Annotated in this window: 13 protein-coding genes; 1 reads left to right on the top strand and 12 read right to left on the bottom strand. The window is 65.3% G+C overall.

Features of this window, described 5'->3' with window-relative positions; translation table 11 throughout:
• The first annotated feature begins 261 nt into the window (after positions 1-261).
• Positions 262-1134 (top strand): DMT family transporter, encoded by an 873-nt coding sequence (locus AB3147_RS07505; protein WP_218345137.1) that lies wholly within the window; start codon positions 262-264, stop codon positions 1132-1134.
• A gap of 33 nt (positions 1135-1167) precedes the next feature.
• On the opposite strand, the gene AB3147_RS07500 is transcribed toward AB3147_RS07505, so the two are convergent.
• The 12 genes from AB3147_RS07500 to AB3147_RS07445 form a co-directional block, all read right to left on the bottom strand.
• On the bottom strand, positions 1168-1674 hold the full coding sequence (locus AB3147_RS07500; RefSeq protein ID WP_239212431.1) for a hypothetical protein: 507 nt from the start codon (positions 1672-1674) through the stop codon (positions 1168-1170).
• A 76-nt stretch (positions 1675-1750) separates the two neighbouring features.
• Positions 1751-3289: a PA0069 family radical SAM protein gene (locus AB3147_RS07495; RefSeq protein ID WP_367351669.1), complete on the bottom strand. Its 1539-nt coding sequence runs from the start codon at positions 3287-3289 to the stop codon at positions 1751-1753.
• A 212-nt stretch (positions 3290-3501) separates the two neighbouring features.
• Complete coding sequence (locus AB3147_RS07490; protein WP_367351668.1) at positions 3502-4800, bottom strand: sulfate adenylyltransferase subunit 1; 1299 nt, start codon at positions 4798-4800, stop codon at positions 3502-3504.
• Positions 4801-4842: 42 nt separating this feature from the next.
• Positions 4843-5751 carry a sulfate adenylyltransferase subunit CysD gene (cysD, locus tag AB3147_RS07485; protein WP_367351667.1) on the bottom strand — a complete coding sequence of 303 codons (909 nt, stop codon included), beginning with the start codon at positions 5749-5751 and terminating at the stop codon, positions 4843-4845.
• A gap of 38 nt (positions 5752-5789) precedes the next feature.
• Positions 5790-6533 carry a phosphoadenylyl-sulfate reductase gene (locus AB3147_RS07480; RefSeq protein WP_367351666.1) on the bottom strand — a complete coding sequence of 248 codons (744 nt, stop codon included), beginning with the start codon at positions 6531-6533 and terminating at the stop codon, positions 5790-5792.
• Positions 6530-7594, bottom strand: coding sequence for a sulfate/molybdate ABC transporter ATP-binding protein (locus AB3147_RS07475; protein WP_175124718.1), 1065 nt, complete (start codon positions 7592-7594; stop codon positions 6530-6532). Before AB3147_RS07475 ends, AB3147_RS07480 begins: the two co-directional genes overlap by 4 nt.
• A 27-nt stretch (positions 7595-7621) precedes the next feature.
• On the bottom strand, positions 7622-8521 hold the full coding sequence (gene cysW / locus AB3147_RS07470; RefSeq protein WP_367351665.1) for a sulfate ABC transporter permease subunit CysW: 900 nt from the start codon (positions 8519-8521) through the stop codon (positions 7622-7624).
• Entirely contained in the window at positions 8518-9408 is an 891-nt protein-coding gene (gene cysT, locus AB3147_RS07465) for a sulfate ABC transporter permease subunit CysT (RefSeq protein WP_279973142.1), read from the bottom strand. Before cysT ends, cysW begins: the two co-directional genes overlap by 4 nt.
• A 24-nt stretch (positions 9409-9432) precedes the next feature.
• Complete coding sequence (locus AB3147_RS07460; protein WP_313066061.1) at positions 9433-10461, bottom strand: sulfate ABC transporter substrate-binding protein; 1029 nt, start codon at positions 10459-10461, stop codon at positions 9433-9435.
• A gap of 213 nt (positions 10462-10674) precedes the next feature.
• A complete protein-coding gene (locus tag AB3147_RS07455; protein WP_175124722.1) occupies positions 10675-11316 on the bottom strand; it encodes a peroxiredoxin in 642 nt (213 codons plus the stop codon).
• Between the two features lie 220 nt (positions 11317-11536).
• Positions 11537-13237 carry an aspartate-alanine antiporter gene (gene aspT, locus AB3147_RS07450; protein WP_367351664.1) on the bottom strand — a complete coding sequence of 567 codons (1701 nt, stop codon included), beginning with the start codon at positions 13235-13237 and terminating at the stop codon, positions 11537-11539.
• Between the two features lie 99 nt (positions 13238-13336).
• Positions 13337-15157 carry a bifunctional aspartate transaminase/aspartate 4-decarboxylase gene (locus AB3147_RS07445; RefSeq protein ID WP_239212445.1) on the bottom strand — a complete coding sequence of 607 codons (1821 nt, stop codon included), beginning with the start codon at positions 15155-15157 and terminating at the stop codon, positions 13337-13339.
• Positions 15158-15180 lie beyond the last annotated feature (23 nt).

Here is a 15180-nt window from a genome sequence, read left to right as displayed (position 1 = left end):
TCAAGATTTCGGCCACATCCGGCCTGGTGCGTGTGCATGGCAACCTGTCCGCTAGGTAAGCCGCAATGCGTAAGCCGCAATGCGGTTTTCCTGTTGGCGTGTATTGCGATGCTATGCCGCAAGCAGAGGATGAGATTTGGCAAACCGATGATTCTACACCAAAAATTCCCCAGAGCCTCGGGTAACATGTGCGCCTTGAGCACGGTTTGCGGTACCCTTCCAACTCCCTGTAACAAACACGTCATCTGACGCTGTTCCCTCATGTCGTACTCGTCCCTGATCTTGGTCGTCCTGGCGGCGATGGCCCACGCCACGTGGAACCTCCTTGCCAAGCGCGCGGCCATGGTGGGCGCGCCGTTCGTCTTTGCCTACGGCTTGTGCGCGACGGTGCTGTATGCGCCGTGGGTGATCTGGGTGCTGATGCACGACGGCATGAACTGGACCTGGCCCGTCGTCGGCGCCATCCTGACATCCAGCCTGTTGCATCTGGGCTACAGCCTGTGCCTGCAGCGCGGCTATCAGGTGGCCGACCTGTCCGTGGTGTATCCGATTGCGCGGGGCACCGGCCCCCTGCTGTCGACGACAGGCGCTTTCCTGCTGCTGGGCGAACCCGCCACTAGCACCGGCATCACCGGCATGCTGTGCGTCGTGGCCGGCGTGCTGCTGATCGCCACCCAGGGTCGGCTCGCCATCTTCAAGCAAGCGCAGGCGTGGATCGGCGTGCGTTGGGGCGTGGTGATCGGCCTGTTCATCGCGGCCTATACGGTGGTGGACGCGTACGGCGTGAAAGTGCTGCTGATCAGTCCGGTGCTGTTCGACTGGTTTACCTGTGTGACCCGCACCGCCATGATGACCCCGCATATGCTGCGCCGCCCCACCCAATCGTGGGAATCCATGCGCGGCCATTGGCATCTGGCACTGGCCGTGGGGTTTCTGTCGCCGCTGGGGTACATCCTGGTGCTGTATGCGCTGCGCAACGGCGCGCCGCTAAGCCTGGTGGCGCCTGCCCGGGAAATGTCCATGATGCTCGGCACCCTGGCCGGCATGTTCCTGCTGCGCGAAAAAGTGGGCGTGGGCCGTCTGGCTGGTTGCGTGTCCATTCTGGCGGGCGTGATCCTGCTGGGATCGAGCTGACCGCCGCCGCGGGTCGTCAGAAGCCAGCGGCCATCAGAAGCCGCCAGCCACGCCCAACCACATCAGGCCGGGGATCATCGCGCCCCAGGCCAGCACCAGCACTACGTCCGTAATCATGGCTTTCATCGTGAGCTGATTGGCCACCGGCTGCGCCTTGGCGTCTCCGATGCTGTGATTGCGCGCCGCAGCGGCGGTCGCGGCCGGCGTGGAAGTGGCGGCGTCGGCGACGGGCAGACCCGCCAGTACGCCGGCCGCCGGAAGGCCGGCCGCCGGGACGCCAACCGCTGGAGCACTGGCCGCCGGCGCGACGGCCTCCCCTGCCGCGCCCGAGACTTCCTCGGGGGTGGGCGCCGGGGGGAACGGCCAGCGGACGGGCATGCGCGTCGACCGTGCCGGCTGGCCGGACATCGTGCCGCTCCAGGGCATGGCCATGCCGGTCAGCCGGGCGCAGAAGGTGCGCGCGCGGTTGGCGCCGCGGCGCAGCGGATTCAGGGAAACGACAAGCTCATCCGGCAGGACGGAAAAATCAGCGGTGTTCATGGGAACTCCTTGGATAAACGTTCCAGCGCCGAGGCAAATCGCCCTGGCATGCACCCGAGGCAACAGCAGCCTGCGGTCAATCGAACAAAGACAATTGGCCGGCCGCCATGGCGCGCAACTGGCGCGCACCGCGCCCGTACGCGCCGCTGACCGCGGGCAAACCACCAGGAAAAGGGACCCCTGAAGACGCTTTCGCGCCGACCGGGGATTGAAAATCGGTAGCGGCATTGGCGGAGCCGGCCGCGTTGCCGGCGCCAGCCGAGCGAGCATCGCCAGCAACGCTGGTTGATCCCGACGGCGTTGCGGCTATGCCGGTTGCAGCACCCGCTGCGTCAACCCCTGCAGCTCCGGACGCCGCGCCATCGAATAGCGACGCTGAGGCACCGGGCCCCGCGGGCGGCACGAACCGGCTGCAATCGAGCGACAGGCGGGTACGGTTCAGCCCCAGCTTGCGCGTGGCAACCGCAAAACGCTGGCGCAGCAGGTCAGCCCAGATGCCCGTGCCGCGCATGCGCGACCCGAAGTTGGGATCGTTGCGGCGGCCGTTGCGCAGGTCTTCGATGCGATGCAGGACGCGTTGCGCGCGGTCCGGGTAATGGGCGTTGAGCCAGTCCTCGAACAGCATCTTGACCTCCCAGGGCAGGCGCAGGACCGTGTAGCTGGCGTAATGCGCGCCGGCCGCCTTGGCCTCCTGGAGGATGTGTTCCATGGATTCGTCGTTGATGAACGGGATGACCGGAGCCACCAGCACGCCCACCGGCACGCCGGCGTCGGTGAGGCTGCGCACCGCTTCCAGGCGGCGCCACGGCGCGGCGGCGCGCGGTTCCAGCGTGCGGGCCATGCCGGCATCCAGCGTGGTGATGCTGATGTAGACCACCACGAGATTTTGCTGCGCCAGAGCCGCCAGCAGGTCCAGGTCGCGGGCAACCAGCGCGTTCTTGGTGACGATGGTGACCGGGTGGCGGGTTTCAAGCGCCAGTTCGAGCATGCCGCGCGTCAGGCGCCAGTCGCGCTCGATGGGCTGGTAGGCGTCGGTGGCCGAGCCGATATTGATGGGCGACGGCTTGTAGCCGGGGCGGGCCAGTTCGGCGCGCAGGGCCTCGACCGCATTGGCCTTGGCGACCAGCCGGGTTTCGAAGTCCAGCCCGGGTGAATAACCCAGGTAGGAATGCGTGGGCCGGGCATAGCAGTACACGCAACCGTGCTCGCAACCCCGGTACGGATTGGCAGCCACTTCAAAGGGAATGTCAGGGGAATCGTTGCGCGACAGGATCTTGCGCGCCTCTTCTGCAGTGACCGTGGTTTTAGGGGCGGCCGGCGTGGAGCGCGTGTCGGGCAGGATGGGGATGACCGTGGCGCGGGCAGCAGCGCCTGCAGTCTGTTCAACCGCAGCGGCTTGACCGGCGGACGATGAAATATCGGGAAAGGAATCGGGGACAGAATCGACGAAGTCGGCAGGCAGACCGGAAGCGGACCAGCCGTCGTCGACCTGCACGCGGTCATCGCGCTGAAAGCGATGCCGAACATTAGTAACCGCACCCCGACCGCGCAATGCGGCGGGGGCGGCAGCCGGGGACCCAGAACCGGCGGGAAAAGAATGATCGGTGCGTGCCATAAAAACTACTGTACAAAAACACAGTGGTTTTGACAAGCACCAAAAGCCTTTTCGTAAGACAGCCCAACTTTACCGCAAGAAGAAGACATCGTCTGAACAATTCGATTTCATCTTGCGATATGGCCCGGAAACCCGCGCCAACATTGGGTTTGGACGAAAAACAACACGAAAAAACGGGCCGCGCGGGCCCGCCTTTCATCCAAGATTGCGGTTTACCGCAGCATGCCCGCCGCGGCCGTCTGATGTGTGGCTTCGTCGATCAGAATGAACGCGCCGGTCGCCGCCACATCGTCATAACGATCAACCGCCAGCGACTCGCGCGTCGTCAACGTCACGCGTCCGATGTCGTTCATGCGCAAGGTGCCTTCTGTGTTCTCGACCTCCTGCAGTTCATGGATGTCCCGATGCGACAACACCGCGCGCACCTTCGCCGACGTCAGCCGCGTGCCCGACTTCAGCAGATACTTGCGCGCAGGATTCAACGCCTGCGCATCGAGCCAGCACAGTTCGGCTTCGAACTCGCGCGAGACCTGCGCCGGCGCGGCGGTGTGCACGATCACGTCACCGCGCGACACGTCGACGTCGCGGTCCAGCACCAGCGTGATCGAATCGCCGGCCACCGCTTCATCCAGCGCACGATCAAACACACGCACTTCCTGCACCACCGCCGTCACGCCCGACGGCTGCACCGTCACTTCATCGCCGGGGCGCAGCACGCCGCTGGCGACGCGGCCGGCATAGCCGCGGAAATCATCCGCGCGATCGCCGCCATGACGCGACACCCACTGCACCGGAAAGCGCAGCGGCAAGGTGCGGCCGTCGCCCGACAGATCCAGCGATTCCAATAGGGCGAGCAGCGGTTGCCCTTCGTACCAAGGCGTCTTGGCAGACAACGTGACGACGTTGTCGCCGCTCAGCGCCGACAGCGGCAGCGCGTCGAAGTGCGGGATGCCCAGCTTGACCGCCAGGTCCGCATAGGCATCGCGGATGCGTTCGAACACCGCGCGGTCCCAGTCCACCAGGTCCATCTTGTTGACCGCCACGACGATGTGGCGGATGCCCAGGAGACGCGCGATGGTGCTGTGCCGCTTGGTCTGCGGCAGCAGCTTGCCGTCGGCGGCGCGGGTCGCGTCGATCAGGATCACGGCAACGTCCGCGGTCGACGCGCCGGTCACCATGTTGCGCGTGTACTGCTCGTGGCCCGGCGCGTCGGCGATGATGAACTTGCGCGTGGGCGTCGAGAAGTAGCGGTAGGCGACGTCGATGGTGATGCCCTGCTCCCGCTCGGCTTCCAGGCCGTCGGTCAACAGCGAAAAGTCGATGCCGTCGCCCGCCACCCGCTTGTGCTTGGCGCGCGAGATCGCGTCGAGCTGGTCGGCGAAGACGCCCTTGCTGTCGTACAGCAGGCGGCCAATCAGCGTGGACTTGCCGTCATCGACGGAGCCCGCCGTGATCAGCCGCAGCACGCCGGTGTCGGCGCCGGAAAGAAAGGAATCGTTCAGTGCATTCATGTGGTTCCCCAGGCGCCGGCATGCGCCGGCGCGTCATCTCATTCAGAAATAGCCTTCCTTCTTGCGGCGCTCCATAGAGGCCTCGGAAGTCTGGTCGTCCATGCGCGTGGCGCCGCGCTCGGTGATATCCGTCACGGCGGTCTCGGCGATGATGGCCATGGTGTCGGCGGCGTCGGAGGCGACCGGGCAGGTGCACGAGATGTCGCCCACCGTGCGGAACCGGACGGACAGGCGTTCGACCTGTTCACCATCAGCAGGCGGCGTCAGGCGGGTGACGGGCACCAACAGGCCTTTGCGGCGCACCACCTCGCGCTCGTGCGCGTAATAGATCGGCGGCAGCGCCAGCTGTTCGCGCTGGATGTATTGCCAGACATCCAGCTCGGTCCAGTTCGAGATCGGAAAGACGCGCATGTTCTCGCCGCGATGCACGCGGGTGTTGAACAGGTTCCAGAGTTCGGGGCGCTGAGCCTTGGGATCCCACTGCCCGAACTCGTCTCGGAACGAAAAGATGCGTTCCTTGGCGCGCGCCTTTTCCTCGTCGCGGCGCGCGCCGCCGATGCAGGCGTCGAACCCGAACTCCTCGATGGCTTCCAGCAGCGTCACGGCTTGGGCCGCGTTGCGCGAATCGGTCTCGCGGCGCAGCACGACGCTGCCGCGCTTGATCGAGTCTTCGACGCTGCGCACGATCAGGGTTTCGCCCAGCTCGGCCGCGCGGGCATCGCGAAAGGCGATCACCTCGTCGAAGTTGTGGGCGGTGTCGATGTGCATCAGCGGGAACGGAAAGCGGCCCGGCCGGAAAGCCTTTTCGGCCAGGCGCAGCAGCACCACGGAGTCCTTGCCGCCCGAAAAGAGCAGGACGGGCTTTTCGCATTCGGCGGCGACTTCGCGCAGGATGAAGATCGCTTCCGATTCCAGCCAATCCAGGTGGCTGCGTTGGATCACGGCAGACATAGTATTCCCCTAAGACAATTTTGAATTCATGGCCGCGCTCAATCGGCGCGCGCCGCAATGGTGATGACCCGGTTGCCCGCATGCAGGCCGCATTCCTTCGAGTCGGACGACTCCCACCACCAGCGCCCTGCCCGCAGGTCTTCGCCGGGGCGGATGGCGCGCGTACAGGGTTCGCAACCGATGGACGGGTAGCCCTGGTCGTGCAGCGGGTTGTACGGAATGCCGAGCGCGCGGATGGCCGACCAGATGTCGTCCTCGCTCCACTCGGCCAGCGGGTTGAACTTGTAGAGGCCGAAGGTCGCGTCGTCCTCTTCCAGCAGCAGCTCGCCGCGCGTCGTGGACTGCGCGCGCCGTTGCCCCGTGATCCAGGCGCCGCGGCCGGCCAGGGCGCGTTTCAACGGTTCGACCTTGCGGATCTGGCAACAGGCCTTGCGCAGGTCGACGCTTTCGTAGAACGCATAAGCGCCGTGCGCCGCGACGTGCTCGTCGACCGCCGCCTGAACGGGCCGGTATACAGTGACCTCACGGCCATAGCGCACCCGCACGGCGTCCAGCACGCCCAGCGTCTCGGCGTGCAGGCGGCCCGTGTCCAGCGTGAAGACTTCCAGGTCCAGGCCCGAGTCGTAGATGGCGTGGGTCAGCACCATGTCTTCGGCCGCCAGCGACGAGGCCAGCGCGGCGTCCGGATAACGGCGCTGGATGTCCGCCAGGCGCGCCGTCAGATCGCGCCAGCGCGCCGCCAGCGCCGGGGTCAGTTCAACGGAGGTATCGGTCGTCGTCATGGCTGCACCGCAAAGATGCGCGCCCGGCGGGGACGCGCGAGCAGGATTTCGCCGTCCCGCAGATTCAGCTCCTGATACAGCGACTCGGGCACCTCGGCTTCGATGATCGCGTCCGTGTCCTGGCGCGCCAGTTCCAGATACGCGCTGGGACCGGCCAGATAGGCGTGCGACAGGCGCACCGGAATGCCATCCGCGCCAGCGCGATAACGCTCGACCTCGAACTCGTGCGGGCGAACGTACGCGGTGGCGCGCTGCGCATCGGCCTGCGCCAGCTCGGGCGCGGGCAGCGACAGGCCGGCGCCTTCAAACACGCCACGCGTGGCGGTGCCTTGGAGCTGGTTCACGTCGCCCAGGAAGCCGTAGACGAACGGCGTGGCCGGACCTTCCCAGACCTCGCGGGGCGTGCCCACCTGCTCAATGCGGCCGGCGTTCATCAGCACCACGCGGTCCGAGACTTCCAGCGCCTCTTCCTGATCGTGCGTGACGAACACGCTGGCCACGTGCAGCTCGTCGTGCAGCCGCCGCAGCCAACGGCGCAATTCCTTGCGCACCTTGGCGTCCAGGGCGCCGAACGGTTCGTCCAGCAGCAGCACGCGCGGCTCGACCGCCAGCGCACGCGCCAGGGCAATGCGTTGGCGTTGTCCGCCCGACAATTGCGCCGGATAGCGGTCGGCCAGCCAGTCCAGTTGCACCAGGCCCAGCAGGTCGTGCACCTTGCGCTTGATCTGGTCCTCGGACGGGCGCTGCGAACGGTGCTTGACGCGCAAGCCGAACGCCACGTTCTCGAACACCGTCATGTGCTTGAACAGCGCGTAGTGCTGGAAAACAAATCCCACCTGGCGCTGGCGCACGTCCACCGCGGTGGCGTCCTCGCCGGCGAACAGCACGCTGCCCGAATCGGCCGATTCCAGCCCGGCGATGATGCGCAGCAGCGTCGTCTTGCCGCAGCCCGACGGGCCCAGCAGCGCCACGAGCTCGCCGGTTTCGATGTGCAGCGACACGTCGTTCAGCGCGCGGAACTGTCCGAACCGCTTGGATAGATTGCGTACTTCGATACTCATGCCTGTCTCCTTGTCCGGCCGGCCACGTCAGGCAACCGCCGGCTTGATGGCTACCGCGGCGCCGGGATACTCCACCGGCTGGTCCGCGTTCTGCTGCAGGCGCGCGTTGCGCCACTCGACCACGTTCTTGGCCACCAGCGTCACCAGCGCCAGCAGCGCGAGCAGCGAGGCAACGGCGAACGCCGCGGAATACTGATATTCGTTGTAGAGAATCTCGACATGCAGCGTCATCGTGTTGGTCAGCCCGCGGATCTGGCCCGACACCACCGACACCGCGCCGAATTCGCCCATGGCCCGCGCGTTGCACAGGATCGCCCCGTACAGCAAGCCCCACTTGATGTTCGGCAGCGTCACCCGCCAGAAGATCTGCCAGCCGCTCGCCCCCAACGTCAGCGCCGCCTGCTCTTCCTCGCTGCCTTGCGCCTGCATCAGCGGGATGAGCTCGCGCGCGACGAACGGAAAGGTCACGAACAACGTCGCCAGAATGATGCCGGGCACCGCATAGACGATCTTGATGTCGTGGGCCTGCAGCCATTCGCCAAACCAGCCCTGCGAGCCAAACAGCAGCACGAACACCAGGCCCGCCACCACCGGCGACACCGAGAACGGCAAGTCAATTAGCGTGATCAGGAACTGCTTTCCGCGGAACTGGAACTTGGTGATGGCCCACGCGGCGGCGACGCCGAACACCAGGTTCACCGGCAAGGCGATGGCCGCGATCAGCAACGTCAGCCGGATGGCCGCCCAGGCGTCCGGCTCGACGATCGCTTCAAGATAAAGCGCCCATCCCTTGCGGAAAGCCTCGGCAAACACGGCCGCCAGCGGCACCAGCAGAAACAGCGCCAGAAATCCCAGCGCGATGAACAGCAAAACGCCGCGCACCCAGCGCGGCTCGGTCAAATGCGCGGGACGATCCGGTGCGCTCATGACTGCCTCCCCAGGCCGCGGCGCGCCTGCCAGCCCTGCAACAGGTTGATGATGAGGAGCAGCACGAACGACAGCACCAGCATCACGGTCGCGATGGCGGCCGCGCCGGCGTAGTCGAACTGCTCCAGCTTGGAAATGATCAGCAGCGGCGTGATCTCGGACACCATCGGCATGTTGCCGGCGATGAACACCACCGACCCGTACTCGCCCACCGCGCGCGCGAACGCCAGCGCAAAGCCCGTCATCAGGGCCGGCATGATCGTCGGCAGCAGCACGCGCCGGAAGGTCTGCCAGCGATCCGCGCCCAGGCTGGCGGCGGCCTCTTCGATTTCGCGCTCCACGTCTTCGAGCACCGGCTGCACCGTGCGCACGACGAACGGCACCCCGATGAAGATGAGCGCGATGACGATACCCAGCGGCGTGAACGCCACCTTCAGGCCGAACCAGTCGGACAGCGGCCCGCCCAGCCAGCCCTTCTGCGAATACAGCGCGGTCAGCGCGATGCCTGCCACGGCCGTCGGCAGCGCGAACGGCAGGTCGACCAGCGCATCCAGGATCTTCTTGCCGGGAAAGCGATAGCGCACCAGCACCCAGGCGACGACCGTGCCGAACACCAGGTTCACCAGCGCGGCGATGAACGACGCGCCGAAAGTCAGCTTGTACGAGGCCACCACGCGCGGCGCGGTCACCGCGTCCCAGAAACCCTGCCATCCCAGGCCGGCGCTCTTGATGGGCAAGGCGGCCAGCGGGATCAGCACGAGCACGCTGAGATACAGCACCGCGTAGCCCATGGAAATGCCGAATCCGGGCAGTACGCCCGGGCTGTTGCGCCGAACGGCAAAAGGCGCTTGCGCGCCGATTGCCGCCGGGTTCGAGGCTGAAGTCATGGCCGTCGTCCGAACGTTATGCAGTTACTTCTTCTGCGGCTGATATATCTGGTCAAAGGTGCCGCCGTCGCTGAAGTGATCCTTCTGCGCCTTGCGCCAGCCGCCGAAGATCTTGTCGTCGATGGTGACGAGCTTGACCTTGGGGAACTTGGCTTCGTATTTGGCGGCGACCGTCTTGTCCAGCGGCCGGTAGTAGTTCTTGGCGATGATTTCCTGCGCGGCCGGGGTGTACAGGAATTCCAGATAGGCTTGCGCGGCGGCGCGGGTGCCCTTCTTGTCCACGACCTTGTCAACGACTGCCACCGGCGGCTCGGCCAGGATGGACAGCGACGGCACCACGATGTCGAACTTGTCCGGACCCAGTTCTTCCAACGCCAGGAAGGCCTCGTTCTCCCACGCCAGCAGCACGTCGCCCACGCCGCGTTCCACGAACGTCGTGGTGGCGCCGCGCGCCCCAGTATCCAGCACCGGCACGTGCTTGAGCAGATCGCCGACGAAGGCGCGCGCCTTGTCCTCGCTGCCGCCATTCTTCTCCAGCGCATACGCCCAGGCGGCCAGATAGTTCCAGCGGGCGCCGCCCGAGGTCTTGGGATTGGGCGTGATGACCTGCACACCGTCCTTGAGCAGATCGTCCCAGTCCTTGATCTGCTTGGGGTTGCCCTTGCGCACCAGGAACACGATGGTGGACGTGTACGGCGAGCTGTTCTGCGGCAGGCGGGCCTGCCAGTTCTCGGGCAAGAGACCGCGGTCGGCGATGGCGTCGATGTCGTAGGCCAGCGCCAGCGTCACCACGTCGGCTTCCAGCCCGTCGATCACCGAGCGCGCCTGGCGGCCGGAACCGCCGTGCGACTGGCGGATCGTCAGATCGACGTTCGCCTTGTCCTTGTACTGCTTGATGAAGGCGTCATCGATCGCGCGGTAGAGCTCGCGCGTCGGATCGTAGGACACGTTCAGCAGCGTCTGCTTCTGCTGCGCCTGCGCCGGCGCGATCGCGGCAAATGAAACCGTCACTGCGGCCAAGGCGGCCAACCAACCGGCTTTCCTGAAAGACATCCCTTGCTCCCTGTGATCTGCAATGTGGAGGCAAGTTTGCGTGTTGGCCGATCTGAACGGAACGAATCATTATTTGGTTGCTCATCGCCAAGAGGCATATAGGACAGGCATCCCAACAACGAAAAACCGCCGCGATCCTCTATGAAGATCGCGGCGGTTCGGGCGGCGCGGGACCGCGTTCAAGCCGGGGGGCCAACCCCCCATTTTTCGAATTTACTTATTCGGTTGCGGCGTGATGCGCAGGTACGGACGCACGGCCTTGTAGCCCTTCGGGAATTTTTCCTTGATCACCGCTTCGTCCTGCAGCGACGGAACGATGATGACGTCGTCGCCGTCTTCCCAGTTGACCGGCGTGGCCACGCTGTGGCTGTCGGTCAGCTGCAGCGAATCGATGACGCGCAGGATTTCATTGAAGTTGCGGCCCGTGCTGGCGGGATACGTGATGGTCAGGCGGACCTTCTTGTTCGGATCGATGACGAACACCGAACGCACGGTCGCCGTGGCGCTGGCATTCGGGTGGATCATGTCGTAAAGCTCGGAAACCTTGCGATCCTTGTCGGCGATGATGGGGAAGTTGACCGTCGTCGATTGCGTGTCGTTGATGTCTTCGATCCACTTGGCGTGCGAATCGGCGCCATCGACCGACAGGGCCAGGACCTTCACGTTGCGCTTGGCAAACTCGTCGGCCAGTTTGGCCGTGTAGCCCAGTTCGGTCGTGCAAACCGGCGTGAAATCGGCCGGATGCGAGAACAGCACACCCCAGCTGTTGCCCAGGTACTCGTGGAAGCGGATCTTGCCAGCCGAGGATTCCTGCTCGAAATCGGGGGCGACGTCGCCCAGGCGTAGTTGACTCATGATGTCTCCTGTACGGGATTCAGTTGTAGGGACCGGCTGACGGTCCGGCATGGACTGCAGCGGGCAATCGCGTTTCGTGGCGGAGGTTGCCGTGTGACGTTACCGCGTGTGAAACGATTCTTCCATCAAACCTTTAGGCGAGGAAATACGCAAGTCATATAACCTTATGCAATATTCGCAGCCGCCTTAACGGCGAGCGCTGGCGGCCCCTGCCACCGGGTCAGCTCAGGTGATACGCCAGCGACACGATGATCGGTCCCAGCACGGGCAGCAACACATTGGCGATCGCGTATGTCACCGTGTAGCCCAGCAGCGGCACGGAGCTGCCGCTGGCGGTCAGGATGGCGCTGATGGCCGGTGTGCTGACATGCTGCCCGGCAATGGCGCCCACCAGCAGCGGCCCCTCGATCTTCAACAGCTTGTGTCCCACCCACAGCGACAGGCACGCGGGCCCCAGCGACACCAGCAGGCCGATCAGCGGCAGCACCGCCCCATGCTCGCGGATCAGCGACAGCGCATCCGGTCCGGCGGACAAGCCCACGCAGGCCACGAAGATCGCCAGACCCAGGTCCTTGAGCAGTTGCACCGCATGGGCCGGCATGTGCCCGATCGACGGCCGCTTGGCGTTGATCCAGCCGCACACCAGACCGCTGACCAGCGCGCCGCCCCCGCTGCCCAGCGAGACCGGAATCCCCCACAGTCTTGCCCCCAGGCTGCCGATCATCAGGCCGACCAGAATGCCAAACGCCAGAAACACCAGGTCCGTCACCCCGCTGCGGCGCAATTCGGAACCCAGCGCGGCGCCCGCCTCGGACAGTTCGGGCTCCGCCCCCACCAGGGTGACCAGATCGCCGAACTGCACCACGGTCGCCGGCGTCAGGGGTAGCACGTGGCCGGAGCGCGAGATGGATTGCAGGAACACGCCTCGCGCGCGTCGTGCATTGGGCCGCAAAGCCAGCTCGCCCACCGTGTGGCCGTTCACGGCCTTCTTGCTGACGATGACCTGCAGCTCGCTCAATTGCAGGTCGTCCGCGTGCGCTTCGGGCAACTGGATCTCCGGACCGATCACCGATCCGGCGCGCAGGGCAAAGCGGCGCAGCCCCAGCACCACCACGATGTCGCCCGTCGCAAGCACGTAGTCGGGCGTGGCGTCGACGGCCTCGCCGTTGCGCAGGACGCGGCTGATCACGGTGCGCCCGCCCAGTTGCGCCTCCACGTCGCCCACCCGCTTGCCGTCCACGTCCTTGACCACGTGGGCGCGTCCCACCAGACGCGGCAGCGTCGGCAGGCTGGCCTCGTCGTTGTCGCCGGGCGCCGCACCCAGCTTGGCCTCCAGCGCCTTGGACGCTTCGCGCAGGTTGATGCGCAGCAACGCGGGCGCCACCTGGCTGGTGAAGAACACGATGCTGATGAGGCCCACCAGATAGGTCAGCGTGTAGGCCGTGGCGATGTTGGCCTCCATGCGCTGCACTTCCGCGTCCGGCAGGCCCAGGTGCTTGAGCGCCTCGGCGGCGGTGCCCACCACGGCCGATTCGGTCGCAGCGCCCGCCGCCAGGCCCGCGGCGGTACCGGCATCCAGCCCGAACAGCGGCACGGCCGCCAGCACGATCGTCAGCACCAGCACCGCCTCGATCAGCGGCAGGACGACATAGCGCAGGCTGGACCGGTTAAGGTTCGCGAAGAACTGCGGGCCACCGGAGTAGCCCATCGCAAAGATGAACAGCGCAAACGCGACCTCCTTCAGGTCGCCGCGCATCTGGCAGCCCGTCTGGCCGATCAGCAGGGCGACGATGAGCGTGCCGCACACGCCGCCTAGCTGTATCGGCCCGACCTTCAGCTTGCCGATCAGGTATCCCAAACCCACCGTGACGAACAGCACCGCGATGGGAACGCTATTGAAAAACCCGACCGAACACGTCATGAGTCCACGCCGCCCTGTTGTTGCCTGCTGTGCAATGGCCTGCGCTGCGAACAACCGCGTTGCAGTTGCCCGCTTCACAGTTGCCCGCCGAACGGCTTCCTACTTCGCGGTCGCCTTCTTGGCCGACTTGGCTGCCGTGTCTGCCTTTTTCACGGCCTTCTTCACGGCCTTCTTGGCAGCAGTCTTGCCGGCGGCCGTGCGCTTTTTGGCGGCCGATGCCTTGACCGTCTGGCCCTTGCCCGCGGTCGGGCCGGAGCGCACCAGCTCGGACGCCTTCCACGCTTCGACGTACTCGGTCGCGGATTCGACCATGTACTTGCCGATCTTGGCGTAGTCCGCATCGTCCAGGTTCGCCAGCGAGATCCGGATCGACCACGGCGGCCCGCCAAACCCGCCGCCGTCCATCAGCACCACGCCCGTCTTCTCCGCCAGGCGGAACAGGAAGTCCACCGGCTCGTAGTTGTCGATCATGTACTTGCAAAACGCATCGCCGTACATGATCTTGGCCCAGACCATGAAGTCCAGTTCGACGTAATACCAGCCGCGCATCGGATCTTCCGGCGGCATCGGGATGCCCAGCCCACGCCACAACGCGTCGCGCCGGCTGCGCACGATCTGCATGGTCAGGTGCTTGTAGGCGTCCTTCAGGTCCAGCAGGTGCGACAGCGCAAAAAAGCCCATCTGCACCTGCTGCGGCAAGGACAGCCCCGCCGTATGGTTCAGCGCCACCTCGCGGCTGTCGGCAACCAGGCGGTCGATGAACTTCAGCTTTTCGGGCTCCATCGTCATGGCGCCGTAGCGCTTGTCCAGGCGCTTTTTCCAGGACGCGGGCAGCTCGGCGATGCGCCGGTCCATCGTGTTGTTTTCGTGCGTGGCGATGACGCCCAGGCGCCAGCCGGTGCAGCCGAAGTTCTTTGAGAAAGAGTACACGCAGATGGTGTTCTGCGGCACCTCCGCCATGAGCGAGCGGAAGTTCGGCACGAAGGTGCCGTACACGTCGTCGGTCACCAGCACCAGGTCGGGATTCTTGCGGATGATGCGCACGATCTGCTTCATCTCGGCAGGGCTGAACGCCACCGACGGCGGGTTGCTGGGGTTCACCGTGACCGCCAGCTTGATCTTGGGATCTTCCAGTTTGGCGATTTCCGAGGCCGGATAATGCCAATCGTGCGTGCCGTCGGCGCGCAGGCTGCTGGCGTTGATGCCGACGATCTTGAACTGGAAACGCTCCAGGTGCGCGATCTCGATATAGGGCGTGAACGTCGGCAGGAACAGCGCGATGGTGTCGCCCTGCTTCAAAAGGCCGTTGACCATCAGCGAATCGAAGATGTAGCACATGGCCGCTGTGCCGCCTTCCACCGGGAAGAGGTCGAACTTGCCCTTGGGCGGGCGGCCGTCGCACATTTCCTTGATCAGGTAGTCGTGGATGATCTGCTCGGTGTGCACCAACGCGCGCGGCGGCACGGGATAGTGGTCGCCGATGATGCTGTCGGTCAGTTCATGGATCCACTCGTCCGGATCGAACCCCTTGATCTTGACGCCGTATTCCAGCACCCCGACCAGAAAATCGTAGCCGTCCTCGCTCTTGTGTTTGGACAGAAACTTGCGCAGCCGGTCGGCGCATCCCTTCTTCGCCGGCATGCCCGCCAGGATGCCCTCGTCGCGCACCCGGCGCGCCTCTTTCATGGCGAACCGGCCCATCAGGAAGAAGGCGTCCCGCGGCTCCGTGGCGATCCAGTTGGGATTGCCGCGGCCCGCATTCAACATGGACGCCGCAGCAGACTGCTGGCTGTCCTTGGCCAACGTGATCAGGTAGTCCTTCAGTTCGAACGGTGAGAGTTGCTCCAGGTCGCGTTGGTGGGAACGCGTGGTCTTCAGGGCCGAGGCCAGGCTGACGGTGACAGGCGCAGTGGAAGCCATTTTGTGTACTCCTGGTGTGCGTG

Source organism: Achromobacter animicus, assembly GCF_040775605.1.
GTDB classification, from domain to species: domain Bacteria; phylum Pseudomonadota; class Gammaproteobacteria; order Burkholderiales; family Burkholderiaceae_B; genus Achromobacter; species Achromobacter animicus.
This window is presented reverse-complemented; position numbering and strand designations above follow the sequence as displayed.

Excerpts from the sequence above, each read along its gene's own strand:
- AB3147_RS07460 (WP_313066061.1), bottom strand. The coding sequence starts at position 10,461 with ATGTCTTTCAGGAAAGCCGGTTGGTTGGCCGCCTTGGCCGCAGTGACG.
- AB3147_RS07480 (WP_367351666.1), bottom strand. The coding sequence starts at position 6,533 with ATGACGACGACCGATACCTCCGTTGAACTGACCCCGGCGCTGGCGGCG.
- AB3147_RS07475 (WP_175124718.1), bottom strand. The coding sequence starts at position 7,594 with ATGAGTATCGAAGTACGCAATCTATCCAAGCGGTTCGGACAGTTCCGC.
- AB3147_RS07445 (WP_239212445.1), bottom strand. The coding sequence starts at position 15,157 with ATGGCTTCCACTGCGCCTGTCACCGTCAGCCTGGCCTCGGCCCTGAAG.
- AB3147_RS07455 (WP_175124722.1), bottom strand. The coding sequence starts at position 11,316 with ATGAGTCAACTACGCCTGGGCGACGTCGCCCCCGATTTCGAGCAGGAA.
- cysD (WP_367351667.1), bottom strand. The coding sequence starts at position 5,751 with ATGTCTGCCGTGATCCAACGCAGCCACCTGGATTGGCTGGAATCGGAA.
- AB3147_RS07500 (WP_239212431.1), bottom strand. The coding sequence starts at position 1,674 with ATGAACACCGCTGATTTTTCCGTCCTGCCGGATGAGCTTGTCGTTTCC.
- cysW (WP_367351665.1), bottom strand. The coding sequence starts at position 8,521 with ATGAGCGCACCGGATCGTCCCGCGCATTTGACCGAGCCGCGCTGGGTG.
- AB3147_RS07505 (WP_218345137.1), top strand. The coding sequence starts at position 262 with ATGTCGTACTCGTCCCTGATCTTGGTCGTCCTGGCGGCGATGGCCCAC.
- aspT (WP_367351664.1), bottom strand. The coding sequence starts at position 13,237 with ATGACGTGTTCGGTCGGGTTTTTCAATAGCGTTCCCATCGCGGTGCTG.
- cysT (WP_279973142.1), bottom strand. The coding sequence starts at position 9,408 with ATGACTTCAGCCTCGAACCCGGCGGCAATCGGCGCGCAAGCGCCTTTT.
- AB3147_RS07490 (WP_367351668.1), bottom strand. The coding sequence starts at position 4,800 with ATGAATGCACTGAACGATTCCTTTCTTTCCGGCGCCGACACCGGCGTG.
- AB3147_RS07495 (WP_367351669.1), bottom strand. The coding sequence starts at position 3,289 with ATGGCACGCACCGATCATTCTTTTCCCGCCGGTTCTGGGTCCCCGGCT.